Genomic DNA, 22043 nt, shown 5'->3' with positions numbered 1-22043 from the left:
GACAGCCGAGTGTCAGAAAGTTGATCGGCATTTGTAGCACCGCGCTGGTCAGCATGATCGCTGTGGCCGCTGGACCGTCCAGCGTTTGCGTTTGCGTGATGATTGGCCATCAATGCAATGTGGGCATCAGGTTCCCGCATTGGACCTAACGGCCGCAGCCGATCTACCACTTGACCCGGAAACCGAGCGAACCGGTCAGTGCGTGACTGTCGCCGGAATTTTCCAGGCCCGTACGAGCGACAGCTTCGCCAAAGACGGAGAACTTGTCGTCGGCCCAGTTGACTGTGCCACCGATGCCGATGCCGCCCCAGAGCTGCTCATTCCTGCTTGACAGGCTGCTTCCTGCCAGGTCCACTGACGAGCCGTCCTCGAAATCGTAATAAAGGTTGGCGACGGTGTAGACATTCATGTGCCCGGCGCGGCCCGCCCGGTCCTGCCACTGCGACTGGTGGTCGAGCGACAGGCCGAGACGGCCAAGCAGGCTGTTGTTGCTGCCGGGAGTAACCCTTGCGCCAAAGGCGTCGGTGAACGCGTCGAGGTCGACGGACGACCAGGCAAGCTGCGCTTGCGGCGTCAGCGACCAGCTCGGGTCGAGCATGATACGCTTGCCCGCTTCGACGCCGAGCGCGTAGCCGACGCCGTTGTTGCCGTCGACGAGCCGCTGTCCGGCGGTCGCCGAGTCGAGATCGCTGTTATACCAGATCACCTGCGCCTGGCTGTCGAGGTAGAACCCTTCCGCGCCATACCAGGTCAGCGAGCCTGAAACGCCGGTGCCGGTGGTGTCGATCGACCCGCTGCCGAATAGCGACGAGACGTCGGCTGACAGGGTGCCGTACTGGAAAGCGACACCGCCGATGAGCTGACCGGCGGCGCTGTCGGAAAGCAGCATGTCGGCGCCGGTCTGCAGCCTCCAGGTCGAAGTGTCGTAACTCGTCGCGGTCGTCGAATTCTGGGGATCATAGGAGCCGCTGGTGCCCTCGATCCTGCCCCACAGGCCGATGCCGGCTTCGGCCCTCACATCGTCGGAAACACCGTCGGCGCCTTGCGCTTCGACGGTCCACGACCGGTTGCCGAGCCGCTGCTGCAGAGTGCCCAACTGGTTGAAGGTCTGCAACGCACCCGCATAAGCCTCGTACAGCGGTGCGCCGGCCTGATAGAGCGGAGTTCCGGGTCCACCATCGATCAGGGCGGAACGCAGATACCAGTCGCCGTCGCCGGGCGTGCTGGTTCCGCCCTGGTAGAGCCGGTAGGCATAGGCGCCGCCGACCACCGCCTGATCGCCTTCGAAGGAGTAGTTGCCCTTGAGCGAGAAGCTGCCATTCGAGATGCCGCCGACATCGACGACCTTGATGCCTTCGACAGTCTGCGCCCCGCCGCCACCGAGATTGACAATTTGGAGCGTACCCGTGCCTGACGTGCCCCGGCGATAACCAGCATGTTGGTCTGTGAGTTGTCTGCACCCAGGGCGGCGCCGATGAGAACATTGCCGCCATTGCCGACATAGTCGCCACTGACGGTCAGCTTGCTTCCAAGACTGCCGGCGATACCCACAGTCCCGGCATTGGTCAGCTCGGCTATGGTCTGCGAAGTGCCGGCGAGATCGAGCGTCGCACCCGCCGCGACCGAGAACTGCGACGAAGAGCTGAACGCGTTGGCCGCGCCCGCGGCGAGCGTGCCGCCGATGACTGAGGTGGCGCCGGCGAAGGCCGAGTTGTTCGAGGTGAGTAGCGCCGTGCCTGGACCATCCTTTACAAAAGTGCCGGCGCCGGAGAGCACGCCGGCATAGCTGGCGTTGGCAGACTGGTCGAAGGTGAAGGAGCCGCCCGCGCCAACCGAGACATCGCCGCCGAAGCGCTCGGCCGCCGAGACGAGGCCGCCGTGGTCGATCGTCCACTCGAGCAGCGAGGTGCCCGAAAGCGTTAGCGAGCCGGCGCCGTCCTTCACCATCGTGCCGGTGCCGGAGATATCGCCGGCAAAGCTGGCGTCGGCCGTCTGGTCGAAGACGACGGTGCCGGAGTTGCCGATGTCGCCATGGATCGAAGCCGCATTGCCGATCAGAGTGCCGGCACTCACCAGCGTATTGCCGCCATAGCTGTTCGTTCCGGTGAGCGTCAGCGCTCCGCTGCCGGTCTTGGCAAGGCTGCCGGCGCCCGAGATCGCGCCGGACAAGGTGAGGTCGGTCACAGTGTCGAAGGTGCCACCGGTGGCCGCAAGCGTAACGTCGCGCGCCGAGCCGAAGACCGCCGTGTTGCGCAACGTGCCGCCGGAAAGCGTCAGGACGCCGGCGGCGTCGCCAAGATTGTTGTCGGCCGAAACCGAAAGCACACCGCCCGAAACCGTGGTCCCGCCCGTGTAGGTGTTGGCGCCCGACAACACCAGCGTGCCTGCATCGGTCTTGGTCAGGCCGCTCGCCCCGGTCAGCACCGAGGCGATGGTCGCGGTATAGCCCGCGCCAGCCACCGTCCCGTCGCCGACCCGGATGATGCTCTCGCCGCCGGCGCCGGCCAGTGTGACGGGGTCGCCTTCGATGCGGTAGCCATCGGCGGCGAACTGCATTCCGGTGACCTCCAGCGCACCGGCACTGTCGTCGGCGACAACGGTGCCGCCGAGGGTCTGGAAGACGGCAAAGCCGGGTTGCGGTTTCATGGCTCCGTTGACCAGACCGGTGCTGGTCGTCCAATTTGGGCTCGTCGCCGTCCAGGCGCCGTTGCCGCCATCGACCAGATCGTTGTTGGCATTGCCGGCTGCGTCGCCGTCCCAAAACCACAAATCGGTGCCGACGCTGCTGATCAGATTGACCTGCTTGGCGACCGAGGTCTGCACCGTCAGGTCGGCGGCCGTGACGCCGGCCGGCAAATTGTCGAGTTCGAGACCGTGGTCGGTGAGCGCGCCGCCATAATTGATCAGCCGGTAGACGCCGGGCCCGAAGCCGCCGACATCGGTGATGTTGAGGCTGCCGTCCAGCGTCAGCGCGCCGGTCACCTCGATCAGGTCGTTGACACCGCCACCGACAATGCCGGCCTGGCCAAGCTCGTAGTCGAGGATAGAACCGGAGCTCAGGCTGAGCGAGCCGACCGTAAGCGTGCCAGGGCTGGATCCCGGCGCCAGCACGCCGCCATCGGCGACGATCACCGCGCCGCCGATCGAACCGGATCCGCCCAGCGTGCCGCCGCTGTTGACCGTCGTTTCGGTGTTGCCGAGCGAGCCCTCGACCACGAGCTTGCCGCCGTCCACGGTGGTGCGGCCGGAATAGGTGCTGTCGCCGTTGAGCACCAGGGTGCCGGCGCCCTCCTTGTAGACGCCGCCCACGCCGCTCAGCTCGCCATTGGCGGTCAGTGTCGTGCCCGTCGCCGTGCGGAAGAAGCCATAGCCGGACGTGAGGTTGATATCGCGGCTCATGGCGAAGCTTGCCGTCGTGACGAGTTCGCCGCCGTCGAGTGCCAACAGGCCCGTCGCCGTGCCCAAATTCTGGTCTGAAGCGACAGAGACGCTTTTGCCGACCCCGACCTTGGTGCCGCCGCCGTGGGTGTTGGTGCCGGTCAGCGTCAGCGTGCCCACGCCTTCGACGTCGAGGCTGCCCGAGCCGGAGATGTTTCCGCCGAAGGTGTTGGGCCCAAGGTCGAGAAACGAGACGGCGCCGTTGTTCAGGATGTCGCCACGGATGGCCACGGTGTTCCCGGCGAGCGTGCCCGCATTGACGATGTTGCCGCCTGTGTAATTGTTGGAAAAGCTGGTGACGTTGAGCGTGCCGGTACCATTCTTGATCAACGTGCCGGCACCGGTCACTTTGCCAGTCACGTCGAGCTGCGTGCCTGCGGCGGTGTCGAACCCGCCATTGCCATTGAGCTGGACAGCACGGGCAGTGGAAAAGCTGGCGGTCGTGTGCAACGTGCCGCCGCCGAAGCTGAGATTGCCGGAGGCTGCGCCGAGATTGCCGTCGGCGGCCACTTGAAGCGTGCCGGCATTGACCGTGGTGCCGCCGCTATAGTTGTTGGCGCCGGTGAGGATCGTCGTTCCGCTGCCGATCTGGCTGACCGTGCCCGTGCCGCTGATAACACCGCCATAAGTCAGCACGTCGCTGCGGTTGAAGGCGAGCGTGCCGGCGTTGACGACGTCGCCGATGATTGAGCCGCTGGTGCCACCATTGCCCAGCTGCAGCGTGCCCTGCTGGATATCCCAATTGGTAGTGGCTGTGTTGTCGGCCGTCAGCGCCCAGGTGCCACTGCCGGTCTTCTCGAAAATGTCGAAGTTGCGATACTGCCCGGCGCTGCCGATCGAACCATCCAGGATCGAGAAGCCAGTTCCGCTGAGCCGAAGGCGGTCGGTGGTCGCCGTGGCGTTCGCCACCACATTGCCGAAGATTTGCGAGCCGTCCTGCAGCTCAAGACGGATTACGCCGGTCGTCGGCATGACGCTCGGCAACCAGCCGATCGCGTCGGCGCCGGCACCGGCCCGGATGGTGCCGCTGTTAACAATATCTATCGAGACGGCAGCGCCGTTGGCCGCGATAGCGCCCCCACCCGGGCCACCCCCTTCGATGGTGCCAGTATTGATGATCTGGCCGGCGCCATTTCGAACATAGACGCCAATACCGCCGCTGCCGCTCGCAGCGGGCCCGCCGCGGATGGTTCCATGATTGGTCAACGTCGTGGCAGCGCCCGGGCCGCCAAAATCGACGCCTGCGCCGCCAGATCCTGAAGCTCCAGTTCCGCCCTGGACCAAGCCCATATTGATCACCGCGGCGCCACTCCGCATCTGCAGCCCCGCTGATGAACTGCCACCGTCCGAGCCCATGAACGTGCCCATCAGCGTCCGCACGGCGCCTGCGCCAGAGATTGCGACGCCGCTGCCCGGTGCGCCAAACAGCGTAAACCCTTGGGTGTCGATCGTCTGCGGCTTGGTGGGCACCGGCAGAGGAATGGATGTTACCGTGAAGCTGGCGGTCAGCGTAATCGTCGCGTTGGAATCAGGGTCCCCATTCGCGGCGCTGATCGCAGTGCGAAGCGAGCTATCGCTGTTGGCGACGTAGTTGCCCGCCATCGCCTGGCGCGAGGTCGCACCGGCAACGATCAAAGCTGCCAGGGAAGCTCCCGCCCAAAACCGCCCGCGCGCCACGGCCAAAAGCCCGCCGCCCGCGCGAATTCGTCCCGCCATGCCTTAGCCCCCGATTCCGGATGTCCGAACGCAGCATGATTACTGTCGCGCGGCAATCCATCTATAGTGCAGGGAGCTACCAAAACGCTAAGAATGTTGTGCAACTGCAACTATGTGAGGGAGAAGATGGAAGATATATCTTATATATCTAAATTAGCTTGTCGCGATAGCAATTAAGAAGCGCGAGCCTGCGGTGGTGTTGGGCAGCTCTTGTCTGCCCGTAGCAGTGTCGACCTGAAACGCACGTTTTTATACTGCCGGTCAAGCTGCAGAGAACGGCAGCTTGTCGGGAGGCGATGCAAATAGCGGACAGTCGGCTCACGGCCCCAAAGCAGCCATACACCAAATCCCCCCTACCTCTCCTCCACAATCCGCAAATACGCCGCCGTCACGAACAGCACGATCCGCCCGAACAAGATCCGCCTTGCCCCCCTCGGGCACTTGCAAGGGCCTCAGCACCGGGAGATTCCCTGCCGAGGTGACGGGCGCCGCGAGGGGACTCAGCCCGCGAATGCTTCGAATGTATCCTTAGAGGTCAGCATTGCCTGGCCCTTGAACGAGATCGAGAAATCGCCAAGCCGGTGCCGGCCTTGGTCATTCTTGACCAGGATGTCTCCATCAACCTTGGTGAAGTCACTCTCGATGCCTTTGACGATCCTGTCGACGTAGCGCAGGTTGCTCTTGACGGAGAGACTATCGTTCTTGGCCAGTTGCTGCGCGAGACGTTGGAGCTTCGGTCGTCGCCGATGCTTTGCAGCCGCGCTTCAACGGCCTCGGGGCTGGTGCGCGCCAACGGCGGCTTCCATCACTCGCGCCGCAGCCCCGGCGCCTTTTGCCCGGAAGGCGCCGCCAAGGCTATGGATACTTCGTCGGCGGTACGGCAGGGTTCAAATCGCCCTGCAGTTCCTTCGGCAGCGGCAGGCTTGAGCATTGCAGGTGCACCTCGCGGGCGAACAGCTTTCGTTGCTTCTGCTCATGCTCCTTGATGGCTGCGACGAGCCCCATCGAGTATGGACCAAGCAGGACGCCGAAACCCCACCCCGGATGCTCCTTCTCGCGGGCCTGGTAATCCGAAGCCGCCCGGCGGGCCTGCTGGCATGCCGGCGAAGCCCATTTCTGGTCCTGCTGCGAAAGCGACGCCTGATAGTCGACCGGGGATGTCGCGCATCCAGCCACTGCCGCGGTCAATGCGAGGCAGATTGCGATTCTCATCCGAAGCCTCTCCTAATCCTTGTGCAGGGCCTGCATAGACCTCTTCATCCCACAAGGCGATAGCTGCGGCCAGGCGCCTCCCCACCCTCCGCAACCCCTCGCCCTCTCCCCGGCCTTCCCGCAGCCGGATTCGAACCCATGGCTGGAACCAAATTACGGGGCCTGGAACCAAATCACGGGCGAGACTGTTCAGTTGTAACTTTGATCCCACGCTGACATCCCGGCCGGCAAAGCGGCACATTGAGGAGTTCTCACCATGAAGATTTCATCCGGATTTCGTTCCATCGCGGTTGCCGCCATCGCCACCGCGAGCATCGGCTTTGCCAGCGCCGCGCATGCCGATAGCGGCACGATCCGCTTCGCCGTCTACAAGGCGGCGTTTTTCGTCGGCGGCTCCGGCGGCAAGGGCACCTTCACCTTCCATGGCAAGAGCTACCCGATCTCGATCGGCGCCGTGTCCGGAGGCCTGGCTTTCGGCGTGTCCAAGACATATTTCCGCGGCACGGTTCGCCATATCCGCCGCGCCCGCGACGTGACCGGGGTCTACGGAGCAGCCGGCGGCGGCGGCACGATCGGCAAGGGAGCCCAGGTGATCATCATGACCAATGACAAGGGCGCCCAACTCGAACTCACGGGCAAGCAAGTCGGCCTGCAGGTCAACGCCGACCTCAGCGGCATGGCCATCTCGTTCGAGTAAGGCCGTCATTCCAGCCGGACCATATTCAAAGGGCGGTGCCGGCTTCGAGCCGACGCCGCCCTTATCATTTACCTAGCTCCTGAGCCCCGGCGCCTCCTGGCCGGTGCGCTCGACATATTCCGTATAGCCGCCGCCATAGGTGTGGATACCCTCGGGCGTCAGTTCCAGCACGCGGTTGGAAAGCGCTGCGAGGAAATGCCGGTCGTGCGAGACGAACAGCATGGTGCCCTCGTATTGCGAAAGCGCCGTGATCAGCATCTCCTTGGTGGCGATGTCGAGGTGGTTGGTCGGCTCGTCCAGCACCAGAAGGTTGGGCGGGTCGAACAGCATCAGCGCCATCACCAGCCGCGCCTTCTCACCGCCTGACAGCACGCGGCATTTCTTCTCGATCTCGTCGCCGGAAAAACCGAAGCAGCCGGCAAGGGCCCGCAGCGGCGCCTGGCCGGCCTGCGGAAACGCGTCCTCCAGCGTCTGGAACACAGTGCGCTCGCCTTCCAGCACCTCCATCGCGTGCTGGGCGAAATAACCCATTTTGACGCTTGGCCCGCGCGCGACCGTGCCGGTGTCCGGCTCGGAAGCGCCGGCGACCAGCTTCAGAAGCGTCGATTTGCCGGCGCCATTGACGCCCATGATGCACCAGCGCTCGCGGCGGCGGACCTGGAAGTCGAGCCCCTCATAGATGGAGCGGCTGCCATAGCCCTTGTGGACGTTCTTCAGCGTCACGACATCCTCGCCGCAGCGCGGCGCCGGCAGGAAATCGAAGGACACGGTCTGGCGGCGCTTCGGCGGCTCGACGCGGTCGATCTTGTCCAGCTTCTTCACCCGGCTCTGCACCTGTGCGGCATGCGAGGCGCGCGCCTTGAAGCGCTCGATGAAGGCGATCTCCTTGGCCAGCATCGCCTGCTGGCGCTCGAACTGCGCCTGCTGCTGCTTGTCGGCGATCGCCCGCTGCTGCTGGTAGAATTCGTAGTTTCCGGAATAGGCGGTCAGCGAACCGGCGTCGATCTCGACCACCTTGTTGACGATGCGGTTCATGAACTCGCGATCGTGCGAGGTCATCAGCAGCGCGCCGTCATAGTTTTTCAGGAAGGATTCCAGCCAGATCAGGCTCTCCAGGTCGAGATGGTTGCTTGGCTCATCGAGCAGCATGGCGTCGGGCCGCATCAGCAGGATGCGGGCCAGCGCCACGCGCATCTTCCAGCCGCCGGAGAGCTTTCCGACATCGCCGTCCATCATCTCCTGCGAAAAGCCGAGACCGTCGAGCACTTCGCGGGCGCGGCCGTCCAGCGCATAACCGTCGAGTTCCTCGAAGTGGTGCTGCGCCTCGCCATATTTTTCGATGATTTCGTCCATCTGGTCGGCCTGGTCGGGATCGGCCATGGCCGCCTCGAGGGCTGCCATTTCGGCCGCGACTTCGCTGACCGGCCCGGCGCCGTTCATCACCTCGGCGACAGCGCTGTGGCCTTCCATGTCGCCGACATCCTGGCTGAAATAGCCGATGGTGACGCCGCGATCGACCTGCACCTGGCCTTCGTCGGGCTGCTCCTGCCCGGTGATCATGCGAAACAGCGTCGTCTTGCCGGCGCCGTTCGGCCCGACGAGGCCGACCTTCTCGCCCTTCTGCAGGGAGGCCGACGCTTCGATGAAGACAAGCTGACGGCCGTTCTGCTTGCTGATGCTTTCAAGTCTGATCATGCGGTGTCCGGGCTATATGCTTGCGTGAAAGGATTTGCCCGGCGCCTTACGCGAAGGATGGCCGCAAAGAAAGAGGCGCAAGCGCCGCAGACAGCGGAACGCCCTTGCCTTCCCCCCTTGTGGGGGAAGGTGGATCGGCGCGTCAGCGCCGAGACGGATGAGGGGTGTTCCAGCGGAATGAGACGTTGGTGTTCCCTGGAACACCCCTCATCCGACCTCGCTTCGCGAGGCCACCTTCTCCCCCAGGGGGAGAAGGGACAACCCCACCCAGACACACTCCAGAAACAAGAAACAACATCCGGGAAAAACTCGCGAAAACATCGCCTGTCATAACCACCCTCGCGGCGGTCAAGCGGGCTGCTGCACAACGCGAAGAAATGGTCCAAAACATGCAACGACGTTCGACCGGATGGACCGGTGCCCTGACAGGCATTTCGCTCGCCATGCTGGCGGTCGCACAGTCGGGGGCGGAAGCAGCGGTCACCCGGAGCGAATACTGCAGCCAGCTCGGTCTTCAACTCGACGGAGCCATCCAGACCAAAGCCAAACCCGGTGCCAGTGCGAGCCAGATCGCCGAGGCAACCGCGCTCCAGGACAAGGCGAACCGGTTTTGTGCCGAGCGCAAGCAGGCCCAAGGCATCAGGACCTACGCCAACGCCCTGAAACTCCTTGGCGTGACGCCGGTCGACTTGAACCAATAGTATCTGCCTTTGAACCATCAAGCACGCCAAGGCTGCTTGATTGCCCTCCTTCCTGACTTCCTCCCGGGAAAAGGCCGCCACTCGCAAAGCGAGGGCGGCTTTTTTCTTAACTACGCAATGCCGGAGGAAATGCGCGACAGACACCTGTCAAATCCGCACAAAAACAGATGCTTATAACAATTCAGATACTGAAGCACTTCATGCGACGCTGAGTGCCGATCGCAATCTGCCCAGGGATCGGGTGGCGGGCCGCATGCGCAACGCATACCCCTCGCCGCAGAAAGAGCCTGAGCGGCTTACTTCCTGCCTTGCGGATGGATCGCCTCGCCGCGCTTCAGCATTGCTACGAACGTCTCGATCTTCTTCTTGCGCCCGGCCTCGGTCTTCATGTTGTGGGTGCGGAAGGCGAGCGCGAAACGGTTCTGCGCACTGAGTTTTTCAAGCATCGCCTTCGCGGCGGGTTCGGCGTCTATGGCTGCTTGCAGGTCGTCGGGGATTTTCATCTGCTTGCCGCTGCCATAGGCGCGCGCCCAGCGCCCGTCCGCCTTGGCCGCCTCGACCTGTTTGAGCCCATGCTCGGTCATGCGGCCCTCCTCGACCAGCCGCGCGACATTGTCGATGTTGATCAGGCTCCAGATGCTCTTCCGGCTGCGCGGCGTGTAGCGCTGCAGGAAACTCTTGTCGTCCAGCCCCTTGCGCACCGCGTCGATCCAGCCGAAGCACAGCACCACGTCGATGGCTTCCTTCGGCGTGATCGACTTCAGTCCCGACCCCACCTTGTGAACCTTGATCCACACTTCGGTTTCCGTGGCGTGGTGCTTGCCGAGCCACGCGTAGAAGCTGCCCGCATCCGGAAACTCGTGCACCTTGTCGGGATCGACCTTGACCGGCGCCATTAGCCGGCCTGTTTGTTCAGTGCCGCTCGCGCCACCATAGTTCCTGCTCCCACTGTCGTATTGCCCGCATTGCGCCCATCGTCATCGCCCGGCATGTGGCACAGATCGCTGTCAGTTTTCGTCAGTTGCGTACCACAAAGCGAAGAAAGCATCGCCGCGCGACTTCGTCGGGGAGAAGAGAGGGCGCGCGATATTCCACCGCCATGCTATAGGACCGCAAGGTGTCAGTCTGGGGGAATATGCCACCATGAAATCTCTGCTGCTCGCTTTTCTATCTTTGCTGTTGCCGAGCCTCGCCCTTGCGGAGCCGATCGAAACCCGGAAAATCGTCACGGCTGTGACTGGCGACTTCAACGGCGATGGCGCCGTCGATCTTGCCATGGTGGTGGAGACCGAGCCCGGCCAGCCGATGGACGTCCACTTCTTCCTCAGGGACAAGGAGCACAATTACCTCAAGCCTGTCGAGATCGTGCACGAGCAGGTCCACGGGGAATGGAACGGCTACGACCGGCCGGGCTACGAGAACTCCGACACCGAGCCGGAACTGACGATGCTGCCCAACGGCTCGATCAAATTCTACCTGCCAGCGATGCCGGTCGGCAGCGAACGGACCGACATGACGCTGACCATCGCCTGGCGCAACGGTGCCTTCATCGTCGCCGGCTTCGCCTATAACCATGATGACTATTTGAAGGAGAATGCCGAAAGCGCCTGCGAGTACAATGTGCTGACCGGCAAAGGCACCAGCAGCGAAAAGCAGCCGGACGGCAGCACCAAGCACAAGACCGTCTCCGTCGAAGGCCAGGCCATCGCTTTCAAGGACTGGAACCCGGGCGCTGCCTTCACCGCTTGCGGCAACTGATCGCTTTGCATCATCGGCGCTTCCGATAGCGCTATCGGTTTCTTCCGTTTTCACTTGCCGTACCGAACTGCCAATTCCCTGCCCTTCTCCATCCAAGCAAAGGCAGAGCGAATGAGCATTTCAAATCAGAAAATCCTGATCGTCGGCGGCGGCTCCGGCATGGGTCTGGCGCTGGCCCGACGCTGCAGTGAAGCCGGGGCCAGGGTGATCATAGCCGGGCGCGGCGAGAACCGGCTGCGGCGCGTGAGGCGCTTGGCAATCCCGACGAGGCCCTGGCCGCGATGGCCGAGCGGCTGCCCGTCGCCGACGCCATCGACGCGCCTACTGCAGTTGCGGCTTTTTCAGAAAGCTGCCGCGGTCGGCCGATTTGACGCGCAGCCAGGTTTCGCGGCCGTCGCGCAGCACCCGCATCGGAATCTCGGCCCCCGCCGAGCCGCTTTCCCACAGCTTGCGATAGAAATCGGCCAGCCCGTCGACCGCGCCGTCGCGGATGTCGGAGATGATGTCGCCCTGACGCAGGCCGGCCTTGGCCGCCGGGCCGCCCTCGGTCACGCTCATCACCACCACCCTGCCGTCGCTTTCGGCCGACAGGGCGCCGAGCCACGGGCGCGGCGGCTTGGCCACCTGGCCGCGCGTCAGGAGGTCGTCGAGAATGGGCGGCAACAGATCGATCGGCACCACCATGTTGATGTCGGCCACCTCGCCGTTGCGGCTCATCTGTAGGCGCAGCGAGCCGATGCCGAGCAGCGAGCCGTCGGCGCCGAACAGCCCGGCACCGCCCCAGGACGGATGCGCCGGCGCAATGAAGATCGCCTCGTCGAGCAGATATTCCCAATAGCCGGCGAATTCCTGCTTGGTGACGATCTTGGCCTGCACCGACTGGCCGATGCCGTCGGCCAGCACGACGGCGTCGCCGATCCTGGCCTTGCCGGCATCGCCCAGCGCCACGGCCGGCAGGCCGAGCGGCGCCAGCGCCTGCACCAGGCCAAAGCCCGATTCCTGGTCATAGGCGAGCGCGTGCGCGGGGATGACGCGGCCGTCATGGCTGGTCAGCCAGACCTCTTCCGCTTCGGTGATGAGATAGCCGATGGTCAACACCAGCCCGTCATTGCGAATGACGACGCCGCTGCCTTCCCTGAGCGTGCCGAGCGCCCCGGCTGTAAAGGCATCTTCGGGAACAGTAGCCCGCACGGCAACGACCGAGCGCGGATTGGGATTGATGGTCATGCTTTTGTCCTGGATGGGCTTTGGCGACATCTTCTATAGGTATGCCACGCCGGAGAAGGCGCAAGGGCAAGGAAGAGCCCAATTGCCGATGTTGGCCCTGCGGGCATCGATAATAGTTCAACGCAAGTTGAACTTACACATCCGCAGCCCTAGTTTATGGCGACCTGCCATCCTTCCCCACGACACGAGGCCCCCGAGATGACCGAATACACCCCGCCGAAAGTATGGACCTGGAACAAGCCGAGCGGCGGAGCCTTTGCCAGCATCAACCGGCCGATCGCCGGACCGACGCATGACAAGGAACTGCCCGTCGGCAAGCATCCGTTGCAGCTCTATTCGCTGGCGACGCCGAACGGCGTCAAGGTCACCGTCATGCTGGAAGAGCTTCTGGCGCGCGGCCACAAGGGCGCCGAATACGATGCCTGGCTGATCCGGATCAACGATGGCGACCAGTTCGGCAGCGGCTTCGTCGAGGTCAATCCCAACTCCAAGATTCCGGCCCTGATGGACCGCGGTGGCACCACACCGGTGCGCATCTTCGAATCCGGTTCGATCCTAGTCTATCTCGCCGAAAAGTTCGGCGAATTCCTGCCGACCGAACAGCCGGCCCGCGCCGAGGTGCTGTCCTGGCTGTTCTGGCAGATGGGCTCGGCGCCGTATCTGGGCGGCGGCTTCGGTCACTTTTATGCGTATGCGCCGGAAAAGTTCGAATATGCCATCGACCGCTTCTCGATGGAGGTGAAACGCCAGATGGATGTGCTCGACCGCCGGCTGGCCGAGACCGAATATCTCGGCGGCAAGGACTATTCCATCGCCGATATGGCGGTGTGGCCCTGGTATGGCGGGCTGGCGCTCGGCCGCATGTACAATGATTCCGCCGAGTTCCTGTCCGTGCAGGAATACACACATGTGCAACGCTGGGCCAAGGCGATCGACGCACGACCGGCGGTCAAGCGCGGCCGCATGGTCAACCGCGCTTTCGGCGAGCCTGCCATGCAATTGCATGAGCGCCACGACGCCAGCGATTTCGAGACCAAGACACAGGATAGACTGGCCGCCGAATAGGCCATAGCGGGTCGCGGCAAAGGAAACCCGCCACCGACGCGACGTCGGGGCGGGTTTTCGCCAAGGTCCAGTGCTGCGGGAACTCCCTTAGTGCAGCACTTCAACGATCTGGCGGGTCTCCGGATCGACGAGGACCGTCTGGTCATTGATCACGGCGACGCGATATTTGACGTCGGGCACCTCACGCAATTCGACAGTGTCCGGCACCGAGGAGCCGAGCTTGAGTTCGACCCCCAGAAGGTTCACCGAGGCAAGCGGTTCCCTCTTGATGTATTCGCGAACGACCGTCTCCTGCTCCGGCTGGACGACGACGACGCTCTCCGCCAGCGCCGCACCAATGCCGCCCATCAGGACGACTGCGGCCGCCGCGCTTGTAAGATAAAGTTTCATGACCGTCTCCTAGTGACAATTGAATTCCGCCCTCCATAAAAACTCCACCGCTGCCATGCGGTTCCATCGAACTTCAGAATTGAAGATGTTACGTTTTCGGCTCGGATATTAATTTGTTGCTGATCAGACATGCGGCAGACAGCGCGGAAATGCTTGAAAACTTGCACAAATGTGTACGGACATTAGAAGACGAAAAATTCCTGCTGTAGCCGGATTGGCGAAGCACCTGTCGTCGCCGCGTCAAATCAGCCTCGCGTCTGGACAATGGGAGCACGAAAAAGGCTCGCCCCGCCGGGAGCAGAGCGAGCCATGGCAGTTCCGATGGAGGTGGCAACCTCACCGGTACCGCTAGAGAACGCGAAGCATCATCACTTGTTCCACCTGACGGCCTGAGCTCCATGCGAAGGAGGTCGCGCATGCGTCATGTTCCCACGATAACGCTGCGCCGAAATCTCCGGCAGGGATATGCTCGGACGCTGTCTCAGTGACCAAACACCGTGGTCGCGCTGGTGGCGAGGTTCCCCGAATTGCCCGGGCGCACACGCGCGAGTGATCCTGGCTACCCGGTCTTAAAGCCGGACACCGTCGCGACGCAATGGCGGGAAGGCGTCTACCGGATCCTGGCTCGGCGCGATATCATGCGAGCCCCTGAAGATCAGCCTCACGATGAGCACGAAGTAGCCGACCTGCAGGACAAGCAGCGTCGCTATCGTCCAGGCAAATGCCTCCCAGAAAGAGCCGGTAACCATATAGGTCCAGACCGCGACGATGATGGCCGTGGCTGACATTCCTACGAGAAACTGTCCAAAATACATGGTTTCCCAAAACCGTCGAAACCGCGGCGGTTCCGATCAGTCCCTGCCTCATTCCCATTTCCCGCAGACAACATTTCATTATTTTAGCAACTTCGCAAGTAAGCGGCCCATCTCCACTGCGCTCTCCATTGCGCGGCGACTTGGCAAGCGTGGCGATCCGGGGACGGCGGCGGGTGCTGGCGGGGGCTGCCAGCTGTCGGCAATCCAGAAGCACGCCTGCAGTTCAAGCACGGGAACAAACGCCGGCACCCCGAGTTTCGCCTGCAGTTTTCAAGGAAAGGAGCCCAACATGGCACCGCGCAACAAACCAGACGCCGATATCGAAGATGACGCACCGCAGGCGGACGGGCCGACCATCGAGCAGCAGGATTGGGATGCAATCAAGGGCGGCGAGATCCTGCCAGAGTCCGTGCCGGAAAACGGCGACATGCGTTACGGCATCGAAAAAGACGGCGATCTGCCCGACGAGGACGACGATAACGCGTACCAGGACAGCGACGACGCCCTTCCCGATGATGAGGAAGAAGCCGCGATCACGCGCGATCAGAACCGCGAGGGCCCATTCGACGAGACGTGAGCCATTCGTCGCCCGAGACATGACTGCCTGTTGTTGAACTTGCCAAAGCCACATTTTCCATGCCCGTTTCGCGGGAAAATGTGCTTGGCTGGCTAAGTTTTCCCCCTAAGCTTTATATGAGATTTACCTAAAATAGCGGAACATCCAAGGGACATTATCGGAACTGAACAAGGCCCCTTGGACTTTTGCGCACAACAGATAAGACCTTGGTCCTACAGGAAATAGCAAAAGCCCGACCTGACCGATTGAAGCTCCGCCAAGGGAACATCGGGCCGCGCTTGTCGTTTGTCGCGAAGGTTCGGCACCCCTGGTGTGCCATATCTGGAGAACGGCGCGATGCCCCACCGATCCACCATCGTCAAGACAGGCCATGGTCCAGGCACGGCGATCGCCGTGCTCATGGTTGGATTGATGGCGGTGGGCATCGTCTTCGTTGTTCTCGGCAGTTCGCTCTACTTCAGCGAGCAGCCTGCGGATCAACGTGCCCTGCCTTCGCCGCCCGCTCGATCGACACACGATAGCAAAGCGGCAAACTGAACGAGCCCGAACCAATTGCCGAGCGATGGCGAGATTGCGGCCGCGCGGGTCCTCCAGGCTTCGTCCAGTGGAGCGGACGGCTTCGGGCGATGTATTGTCCACCGGAGGCTTTTGGCGCCGCTTGCATTAATATTAGACGTATAGAATATAAGGATGGCCGGCGACCGCCAGAAGTCGGCTGGCCCGGCGTGCCTCCCTTTGCACCTGGCTGCCGGGCCATTTCTCGCCAACGGATGGCATGCGTCGGTGCACCGTCATCTTGACGTCTTCGCTTCTGTCTGGCGCGGATTCACCTTCGCGCCGCCTCGCCATGTGGAGCTCCAGCCTCGGCAAACGGCATTCTGCTCGGCAACCGCCGGAAAAATGCGGACGCCGAGCCGATCGCGCTGGTCAAGCCGCTAAGACGTGCTGGCTAGCTGCTAAAACCGAAGGATGACCGAGGGCCCGCGTCTGCGATAGCACCGGACGCGACGGCGACCATGCCGCCAATAACTACGGCAGACCCGTCTCCATCGCCGCCCGTGCCGGCGCCGGCGCCAGCCCCGATCCCAGTCCCGATCCGGGTCCCGATCCCAGTCCCGATCCCAGCGTCGATGGTCGACCGGCTGCACCTCCGCATGTGTACCGTCGTCGAAGGCCTCTGTTTGTGACGCCTCTATTTCATCGAGAATGCCGTTTCCGGCGCCTGGAACACCGGCCACTGCTTCGGTCGGGCGAATTGCCCCTGCAAGGGCTGCTGCCCCGGCAATGCCAAACATTGCTGTCAAGAAGGATCGCCGATCCATAGTAAACCTCCCAATGTTGCATAAGCTGAACGAAGCGCTCGCTTGCCGAATGAGCAGGCCCGCGCGTGGTGAAGATAGAGGATTCGCCAGCCGCCGAAGCGGCTTGCGAATCCTATCAGCGCAGGAAGGGACGTTGCTGCGCCGATCGACGACATGTCAGCCAAGGACTATTCCCATCCCCAGAAAGGTGACGGCCGTCGCGAAAATCGGTGCGAGCAACCAGCGCGCTTGGCAAACACTTTTGTCCATCTGTTTCTCCGAATCCGGGAGACAAACAGTCGTGAACAGAGAGCCGTTCCCGTCGGTAAGACTAATGCGCTCGCGGACCGGACTTAAGTCGCACTTCTCATCCGACCGAAGCCCCAGCGGAGGAACATTTTCATTTGGCTCAAGTTCAGTTGCTCGTCAGCGTTGGACGATCTTGTCATGCTGACTCGCAAGGAGAAACAGTATGAAAATGCACCTAACGGGCACCGCTGCGGCGCTATTGCTGTTGGCCGGAGTCGGCGCCGTTGCCGCTCAGGACGTTGTCATTCAGCCTGAACAGGACACGGTCATCCGCGAGTATGTGAAGAAGCAGCCCCTCGCTTCGGTCAAGGTTCCCGGTGTGGAACTGAATATTGGTAGCGCGTTGCCGGAAACGGTCGAGCTTCATGAGATCCCCGATGTCCAATACCGCTACGTGGTCGTCGACAACCGCACCGTCCTGGTGGATCCGGGCACCCGCAAGATCATCAAGGTCTACGACTGAATTTCGAACGGTCCCAAACCCGCCGCCAGCCACGGCGGCGGGTCGCACATGTCAGGTTCCAATCAGGACGAGTGAAGATGACAAGCAAAGCTGTGAGATCCCCTGCTTTGGGCGTTCGCCTGGCCGATCTCCAAGCCAGAATGCGCGATGCGCGGGTAACGGATGCCGAAATGAAAACCTTTCAAAAGGTCGCGGCCATCATGGAAGATCGTCATGGCCGGATCGATGCCGACGACCTGATTGCGGCGTCGTTCCTCGCCGATCCGGTGCAGGAGCGACGGACGCCTTGAGGGGCATGCCGACAACCAGCAGACTTTTTGATTCCCCGTCCCGGGAAAGCGCGCCGAAAGTCTCAGCCGAATCCGCACTTTTGCTCCGGCCTATTCCGCTTTCGCGGAAGTTTCGAGCGACCTGCGATGTGCAATGTTGCTAATGCGGCGGTACGAGCCGCCCTGGTTGACGCGGGCGCCCGAGCCATCCCAACAATGCGCCCCCCCGTCCGCGTCGACCACGGCAGCCGCCCAGCGCTGTCTTCCCTCGCGAACTCCTCAAGCCGGCCTGCCTGATGCGGCCTGCGGCGACGGTCGGGCTTCAGCCGCCGACAAGCGCCTTTGTGGTCACCAGATTGACACCGGCCTCCGCGAATTCGCCATTGTGCCTTGTGATGACCTGTTCGGCACTCTCGCTGGCATTGTCCAGCGTGCTGTGCGCATCGGACACCACGGTCACGCCGAGCCCTCTGGCGATCGCGCCCTTGACCGTCGCGGCCACGCAAAAATCGGTCTGTGCGCCCAAGAGCACGACAGCACCCGCACCTTGCCCGGCCACCCAGTCACCGAAGGCGGGATTGCTGAATGCATCGCGCACCGATTTGGCAAAGGTCGGCTCGTCCGCCGCCTGGCCGAGCGCGGGCCAAACCGGCCAGCCCGGCTCATCCGGTGCCAACGGATCGCCATCGGGTCCGTCATGCCTGATAAAAGCGACCTTGCGCCCGCCGCGCCGCGCCCAATCGATCACCGCCTTGGTGCGCTCGACAATATCTGGCGCATCATGGATCGGCGGCTCGTGCACACCGTCGAACATGCCGGTCTGGAGACCGATGACAATGAGCGGCGCGTTGTCTGGGAGGCTGGCTTCTGACATGGGTTTTACATAGCACGGCGGACAAGGTGATCAAGATTTCGCTCATTCCGGCGCGCCGGCAAACAGCACGACGCCCTCGCCGCCGGTGGCCGGCCAATCCCTGATGGCGCGGTCGTTGCCGCCGGTCAGCACCGTGCCATCGGCGGTGAAGGCCACCGCGTAGATCGGGCCGGTCCGGCTATCGAACATCGCGATTTGGTTGCCGGTGTCCATGTCCCACAGCCGCGCCGTGCCGTCGAGCGAGCCGGAGACCAGGCGCTGGCCGTCGGCCGACAGCGCCAATGCGTAGACAGTGCCTTCGTGGCCTTCAAAGCGGCGCGCTTCGCGGCCGCTGTCTAGATCCCAGAGCTTGATCGTGTAATCGCCACTGCCGGTGACCAGATGATGCCCGTCGGCGGTGAACGCGGCGCCATATGTGCCTCGCTCATGCCCGTGCCAACTTCGTAATTGCTTGCCGCTTTCGATGTCCCAAAGTTTCAGTGTGCCGTCTATGCTGCCGCTGAGGGCTTGGCTGCCATCGGGCGCGACGGCGACGGCGCTGACCGACCAGCCGTTCCCGCTCATGGCGTGCAGCACAGCGCCCTTCTTGAGATCCCAGACGATGACATTGCCCGTGTCGTGCCCGCTGATGGCATGTTTGCCGTCCGGGCTGATCGCCAGCTTTCTGACGCCGCCATTGCCGCCCGAGGAGAAGACATGCAGCACCGCGCCGTCGGAAAGTTTGCGCTGCACGATCTCGCCGTCGTCGCCGGCCGTCAGCGCGCTGACGCCGTCGGGCATGAACAGCGCCGTGCGGGCCATATCCTTGTGCACGCCGAGAGTGCGGATCAGCTGCTTGGCGGCGATGTCCCACAGCTTGATCGTGTGATCGGTGCTGGCGCTCATGATCGAGTGCCCGTCGGGCGCCACCGCCAGCCAGACGACCGAATCGCGGTGGCCCTCGGGCTGCGTCGGTAGCGGCGGCGGAGCCGGCGGCAATGGCGCCACGATGGGCGGCGGAATGACCGCGACCTCCGGGGGCGCCGGAGGCGCGGGCGCGGTCGGCGGCACTAGCGTTGGCGGGGTCGGTTGCACCAGCGCCGGCGGCGTCAGTGGGACCGGTGCCGCAGGCGGATTGGCGGCCTCCGGCGGCGAAGCAACTTCTGCTGGTGCAGGCGGTGGGGCTGCCGGCTCTGAGGCCGGCGGCGCGCTGGCGACATCATGCCCCTTGGGTTCGTTGGCCTTCGGCTCGCCAGGGTTGGGTTCGTCGGCCTTCGGTTCGACGGGCTCGCTGGCTATGTCGCCGCCCTCATGCCAAGGGCCGAACCGGTCGGCGGCCAGTGCGGCGACCACGACCAATGGCAGGACGAGAAAGACTCTGCGCAGGCCGGGCCTGCCAGCATCCTGCATCTCCGCCGCGCGACCAAACAGCGGCGCGCCCGCTGCTTGGCCCGACCGGTCCGGCAAGAGGCCGGCCCAAAACAGCCCTGCACCAAGCAGGCAGGCGAACGCCGCCACCAGGAACCCCGCCAGCCGTAACGAGGCTGGGTCCATCGGCGGGCCTGAAAAGCCGCGCCAGAGGAAAGCCTCGCCGATTGCCGGCCAATAGATCCGCGCCAGGCAGCCTACGGCGACAACGACCAGGGCAAGCGCGAGCAATCTGTCGGCACCCTTGTTCATTGAAACCCCTCGGGCGTTGTTGCGGCCCTCACCATGTGACGGTTGCCCGCCGCATGTCGACGTCGAGACTATCAGCCGCAAGCTCGTGTCGCCAAGAGCCCGTGTGGACGCCCGGCTTGGTTGACACATCTTGCGTATCTGCCATCATCGCGCAGGGAGGAGAGATCACGATGAAGAAGACTTATGCGAAGCCGACCTTCGTCAAGAAGGGGAAGCTTTCAGCCGTCACGGCAAACGGCCCGACCAGCGCCACGCTTTAATCCGGCGCATCTTTGGCGGATCGCGCTAGCTGCTGGAGAAGCAAACTCCAGGTGCAATGGTTTTCGGAATAGCGCGAAACAAAGAATAGGGGCCCTGGCCCCTTGTCGCTCATTGTTGGATTTATTGCAGGTTTGTTGCTTTCAGCTCGCATGGTTGACAGATGGCCGCAGTATGGCATCATCACGCTGGGATTTTAGGAGAGTCTGAAAATGAAGAAGATTTATGTGAAGCCATCGTTCTTGAAAAAAGGCCGTCTGTCGGCGGTCACAGCGTCAAACGGCCCCTCTATTATTATTTCAAACGGCGCCGCACCAACCTGACCGTAAACGTAACCTGATTGAAGCGGGGCGAAATTTCGCTCCGCTTTGGCGTGCCCAATCTCAGCGCGTCAAGACCAAATCGTCCACGACCATTTGCCAATAGTGTTTCGTCGACAGGCGAACACGCGTTACAGCCTTGAGCATCGGGGCGTAGTGCAGCGGCGTGAGCGCCGACAGCGTGATCTGATCGCTTGAAATCAGCTGCTCGCCAAGCCAGCTTTCGATCAGCGCCACCTCCCCTTCCGACGCCAGCCAGGCGGCGCTCAGCATGACCGAGTGAAAGCCGAACGGCCGTTCGCGGCTGAATTCGGCCGGCAGCCCGCTGCTGGTGTAGAGCACATAGTCACCGGAGACATTGCCATTGACATAGCCCTGGCTGTCCTTGGTGTAGTCGCGGGCCATCGCATTCAGGTTGCGCCACGTCAATCCGGCATGACCGGCCGGAATTTTCCTGAAGGGGCGCGACGTCACATCGTCGAAATCGATCGTTTCGAGGGCGGCATCAGTGTCGATGCCGGCGCGTTGCGGCGACAGCAGGCCGAGATCCGCCGAGTAGGGCGACAGCGTCAGCCGCCGCTCCAAGCCGCCGCCGCTGACGCTGGCCGTGTCGGCTTCTTCAGCCAGGTCGAAGCTGAAGACGGCACCCGGCGCCAGTGCCCGCGTCTCCAGGACGTGCCCGTTCCCCGACATGGAGAGGGTCGCTGGTCCATCGCCGGCAACGCGCCCGCTGACGCGGCGCGGCGGTGCCAGACCGACCGGCAGCAGCATCTCCTGCGATACCATCCCGGCCGGCGAACCCGGCAGCGGCATGAAGTGTCGGGACTGAATGTCATTTTCGCTTTTCGCCTGCCAGCCGGGCGGTACCGAAACCACAAAGCGCCAGTTGCCCGGCTTGCGGATCACGGCCTTTCTGCTTTTCACCGACATGGGAAAATTGGCAAAGCCGGCATTGTTGGTGCGCGCGGATGCGGCGAGCTTGCCCGCCTCGTCATACAGCCGCACCATGATCCCGGCCATCGGCCGGTCTCCGGCGCCGTATTTGCCGTCGCGATCGACATCGAAATAGACGAAGGATGAGTAATTGAGCATACCCCCGCCGGCGTTCCATTCGGTACGGACGGCATAGTCGGCAGCCGGATTGGTCTGCCGCCGTCCCTTGCGGCGGCTGCGCTTCCGCCACAGCAGCCAGGACATGACAGCAGCCGCAAGCACGACAATGGCGGCGGCCAGTATCTCGACGGCGCCCAAGTCAGGCATGGAGCCTCGATTCACAAATCTCGTGGGGGGTTGCGTTCA

General features: G+C 63.0%; 19 protein-coding genes and 2 pseudogenes. 10 read left to right on the top strand and 11 right to left on the bottom strand.

What is annotated here, in order from left to right; translation table 11 throughout:
- Positions 1 to 163 precede the first annotated feature (163 nt).
- From EJ079_RS19050 to EJ079_RS19040, 3 genes and pseudogenes are all read right to left on the bottom strand, one after another.
- Positions 164 to 4410 (bottom strand): annotated as a pseudogene (locus tag EJ079_RS19050) (autotransporter outer membrane beta-barrel domain-containing protein); the annotation flags it as partial.
- Positions 4411 to 5507: 1097 nt separating this feature from the next.
- Positions 5508 to 5613 (bottom strand): annotated as a pseudogene (locus tag EJ079_RS33940) (ABC transporter permease); the annotation flags it as partial.
- 396 nt (positions 5614 to 6009) lie between these two features.
- On the bottom strand, positions 6010 to 6366 hold the full coding sequence (locus tag EJ079_RS19040; protein ID WP_127809780.1) for a hypothetical protein: 357 nt from the start codon (positions 6364 to 6366) through the stop codon (positions 6010 to 6012).
- Positions 6367 to 6622: 256 nt separating this feature from the next.
- Between EJ079_RS19040 and EJ079_RS19035 the strand changes: the two genes are divergently transcribed.
- Positions 6623 to 7063 (top strand): hypothetical protein, encoded by a 441-nt coding sequence (locus tag EJ079_RS19035; RefSeq protein ID WP_127267000.1) that lies wholly within the window; start codon positions 6623 to 6625, stop codon positions 7061 to 7063.
- Positions 7064 to 7135: 72 nt separating this feature from the next.
- Here EJ079_RS19035 and EJ079_RS19030 read toward each other — a convergent pair whose 3' ends face one another.
- Positions 7136 to 8758, bottom strand: coding sequence for an ABC-F family ATP-binding cassette domain-containing protein (locus tag EJ079_RS19030; RefSeq protein ID WP_127809779.1), 1623 nt, complete (start codon positions 8756 to 8758; stop codon positions 7136 to 7138).
- Between the two features lie 389 nt (positions 8759 to 9147).
- Between EJ079_RS19030 and EJ079_RS19025 the strand changes: the two genes are divergently transcribed.
- Positions 9148 to 9459: a hypothetical protein gene (locus EJ079_RS19025; RefSeq protein WP_127809778.1), complete on the top strand. Its 312-nt coding sequence runs from the start codon at positions 9148 to 9150 to the stop codon at positions 9457 to 9459.
- Between the two features lie 296 nt (positions 9460 to 9755).
- On the opposite strand, the gene EJ079_RS19020 is transcribed toward EJ079_RS19025, so the two are convergent.
- A complete protein-coding gene (locus EJ079_RS19020; protein WP_127809777.1) occupies positions 9756 to 10355 on the bottom strand; it encodes a YdeI/OmpD-associated family protein in 600 nt (199 codons plus the stop codon).
- A 247-nt stretch (positions 10356 to 10602) separates the two neighbouring features.
- On the opposite strand from EJ079_RS19020, the gene EJ079_RS19015 reads away from it, so the two are divergent.
- A complete protein-coding gene (locus EJ079_RS19015; RefSeq protein ID WP_127809776.1) occupies positions 10603 to 11217 on the top strand; it encodes a hypothetical protein in 615 nt (204 codons plus the stop codon).
- A 321-nt stretch (positions 11218 to 11538) separates the two neighbouring features.
- Here the strand turns inward: EJ079_RS19015 and EJ079_RS19005 are convergent, their stop codons facing one another.
- The gene (locus EJ079_RS19005) at positions 11539 to 12444 is read right to left on the bottom strand and encodes a S1C family serine protease (RefSeq protein WP_127809775.1); all 906 of its coding nucleotides are present in this window, start codon (positions 12442 to 12444) and stop codon (positions 11539 to 11541) included.
- 198 nt (positions 12445 to 12642) lie between these two features.
- On the opposite strand from EJ079_RS19005, the gene yghU reads away from it, so the two are divergent.
- Positions 12643 to 13509, top strand: coding sequence for a glutathione-dependent disulfide-bond oxidoreductase (yghU, locus tag EJ079_RS19000; RefSeq protein WP_127809774.1), 867 nt, complete (start codon positions 12643 to 12645; stop codon positions 13507 to 13509).
- 87 nt (positions 13510 to 13596) lie between these two features.
- On the opposite strand, the gene EJ079_RS18995 is transcribed toward yghU, so the two are convergent.
- Positions 13597 to 13899, bottom strand: coding sequence for a DUF1236 domain-containing protein (locus tag EJ079_RS18995; RefSeq protein ID WP_027035237.1), 303 nt, complete (start codon positions 13897 to 13899; stop codon positions 13597 to 13599).
- Between the two features lie 569 nt (positions 13900 to 14468).
- Positions 14469 to 14687, bottom strand: coding sequence for an exopolysaccharide production repressor protein (locus EJ079_RS18990; protein ID WP_306462370.1), 219 nt, complete (start codon positions 14685 to 14687; stop codon positions 14469 to 14471).
- A 316-nt stretch (positions 14688 to 15003) separates the two neighbouring features.
- Between EJ079_RS18990 and EJ079_RS18985 the strand changes: the two genes are divergently transcribed.
- The 4 genes from EJ079_RS18985 to EJ079_RS18965 all read left to right on the top strand — a co-directional run bounded on the left by EJ079_RS18985 (position 15004) and on the right by EJ079_RS18965 (position 17654).
- Positions 15004 to 15291: a hypothetical protein gene (locus EJ079_RS18985; protein WP_127268526.1), complete on the top strand. Its 288-nt coding sequence runs from the start codon at positions 15004 to 15006 to the stop codon at positions 15289 to 15291.
- Between the two features lie 336 nt (positions 15292 to 15627).
- A complete protein-coding gene (locus EJ079_RS18980; protein ID WP_127396224.1) occupies positions 15628 to 15828 on the top strand; it encodes a hypothetical protein in 201 nt (66 codons plus the stop codon).
- Positions 15829 to 17064: 1236 nt separating this feature from the next.
- A complete protein-coding gene (locus EJ079_RS18970) occupies positions 17065 to 17364 on the top strand; it encodes a DUF1236 domain-containing protein (RefSeq protein WP_127396222.1) in 300 nt (99 codons plus the stop codon).
- A 77-nt stretch (positions 17365 to 17441) separates the two neighbouring features.
- Positions 17442 to 17654: a hypothetical protein gene (locus tag EJ079_RS18965; RefSeq protein WP_127811366.1), complete on the top strand. Its 213-nt coding sequence runs from the start codon at positions 17442 to 17444 to the stop codon at positions 17652 to 17654.
- A 301-nt stretch (positions 17655 to 17955) separates the two neighbouring features.
- Here EJ079_RS18965 and EJ079_RS18960 read toward each other — a convergent pair whose 3' ends face one another.
- Together EJ079_RS18960 and EJ079_RS18955 are read right to left on the bottom strand one after the other, a co-directional pair.
- Positions 17956 to 18507 carry an isochorismatase family protein gene (locus tag EJ079_RS18960; protein WP_127809772.1) on the bottom strand — a complete coding sequence of 184 codons (552 nt, stop codon included), beginning with the start codon at positions 18505 to 18507 and terminating at the stop codon, positions 17956 to 17958.
- A 42-nt stretch (positions 18508 to 18549) separates the two neighbouring features.
- Positions 18550 to 20166, bottom strand: coding sequence for a WD40 repeat domain-containing protein (locus EJ079_RS18955; protein WP_127809771.1), 1617 nt, complete (start codon positions 20164 to 20166; stop codon positions 18550 to 18552).
- A gap of 170 nt (positions 20167 to 20336) precedes the next feature.
- On the opposite strand from EJ079_RS18955, the gene EJ079_RS18950 reads away from it, so the two are divergent.
- Together EJ079_RS18950 and EJ079_RS18945 are read left to right on the top strand one after the other, a co-directional pair.
- Positions 20337 to 20426 (top strand): putative RiPP precursor, encoded by a 90-nt coding sequence (locus EJ079_RS18950; RefSeq protein WP_127396513.1) that lies wholly within the window; start codon positions 20337 to 20339, stop codon positions 20424 to 20426.
- Positions 20427 to 20636: 210 nt separating this feature from the next.
- On the top strand, positions 20637 to 20747 hold the full coding sequence (locus tag EJ079_RS18945; protein WP_127396512.1) for a putative RiPP precursor: 111 nt from the start codon (positions 20637 to 20639) through the stop codon (positions 20745 to 20747).
- Between the two features lie 60 nt (positions 20748 to 20807).
- On the opposite strand, the gene EJ079_RS18940 is transcribed toward EJ079_RS18945, so the two are convergent.
- Positions 20808 to 22004, bottom strand: coding sequence for a hypothetical protein (locus tag EJ079_RS18940; protein ID WP_127809770.1), 1197 nt, complete (start codon positions 22002 to 22004; stop codon positions 20808 to 20810).
- Positions 22005 to 22043 lie beyond the last annotated feature (39 nt).

Source organism: Mesorhizobium sp. M7A.F.Ce.TU.012.03.2.1, from assembly GCF_004006095.1.
Taxonomy (GTDB): Bacteria; Pseudomonadota; Alphaproteobacteria; order Rhizobiales; family Rhizobiaceae; genus Mesorhizobium.
This window is presented reverse-complemented; position numbering and strand designations above follow the sequence as displayed.

Bases quoted from the DNA above. Each gene is read 5' to 3' on its own strand.
- EJ079_RS19040 (WP_127809780.1), bottom strand. From the start codon at position 6,366: ATGAGAATCGCAATCTGCCTCGCATTGACCGCGGCAGTGGCTGGATGC.
- EJ079_RS19035 (WP_127267000.1), top strand. From the start codon at position 6,623: ATGAAGATTTCATCCGGATTTCGTTCCATCGCGGTTGCCGCCATCGCC.
- EJ079_RS19030 (WP_127809779.1), bottom strand. From the start codon at position 8,758: ATGATCAGACTTGAAAGCATCAGCAAGCAGAACGGCCGTCAGCTTGTC.
- EJ079_RS19025 (WP_127809778.1), top strand. From the start codon at position 9,148: ATGCAACGACGTTCGACCGGATGGACCGGTGCCCTGACAGGCATTTCG.
- EJ079_RS19020 (WP_127809777.1), bottom strand. From the start codon at position 10,355: ATGGCGCCGGTCAAGGTCGATCCCGACAAGGTGCACGAGTTTCCGGAT.
- EJ079_RS19015 (WP_127809776.1), top strand. From the start codon at position 10,603: ATGAAATCTCTGCTGCTCGCTTTTCTATCTTTGCTGTTGCCGAGCCTC.
- EJ079_RS19005 (WP_127809775.1), bottom strand. From the start codon at position 12,444: ATGACCATCAATCCCAATCCGCGCTCGGTCGTTGCCGTGCGGGCTACT.
- yghU (WP_127809774.1), top strand. From the start codon at position 12,643: ATGACCGAATACACCCCGCCGAAAGTATGGACCTGGAACAAGCCGAGC.
- EJ079_RS18995 (WP_027035237.1), bottom strand. From the start codon at position 13,899: ATGAAACTTTATCTTACAAGCGCGGCGGCCGCAGTCGTCCTGATGGGC.
- EJ079_RS18990 (WP_306462370.1), bottom strand. From the start codon at position 14,687: ATGTCAGCCACGGCCATCATCGTCGCGGTCTGGACCTATATGGTTACC.
- EJ079_RS18985 (WP_127268526.1), top strand. From the start codon at position 15,004: ATGGCACCGCGCAACAAACCAGACGCCGATATCGAAGATGACGCACCG.
- EJ079_RS18980 (WP_127396224.1), top strand. From the start codon at position 15,628: ATGCCCCACCGATCCACCATCGTCAAGACAGGCCATGGTCCAGGCACG.
- EJ079_RS18970 (WP_127396222.1), top strand. From the start codon at position 17,065: ATGAAAATGCACCTAACGGGCACCGCTGCGGCGCTATTGCTGTTGGCC.
- EJ079_RS18965 (WP_127811366.1), top strand. From the start codon at position 17,442: ATGACAAGCAAAGCTGTGAGATCCCCTGCTTTGGGCGTTCGCCTGGCC.
- EJ079_RS18960 (WP_127809772.1), bottom strand. From the start codon at position 18,507: ATGTCAGAAGCCAGCCTCCCAGACAACGCGCCGCTCATTGTCATCGGT.
- EJ079_RS18955 (WP_127809771.1), bottom strand. From the start codon at position 20,166: ATGAACAAGGGTGCCGACAGATTGCTCGCGCTTGCCCTGGTCGTTGTC.
- EJ079_RS18950 (WP_127396513.1), top strand. From the start codon at position 20,337: ATGAAGAAGACTTATGCGAAGCCGACCTTCGTCAAGAAGGGGAAGCTT.
- EJ079_RS18945 (WP_127396512.1), top strand. From the start codon at position 20,637: ATGAAGAAGATTTATGTGAAGCCATCGTTCTTGAAAAAAGGCCGTCTG.
- EJ079_RS18940 (WP_127809770.1), bottom strand. From the start codon at position 22,004: ATGCCTGACTTGGGCGCCGTCGAGATACTGGCCGCCGCCATTGTCGTG.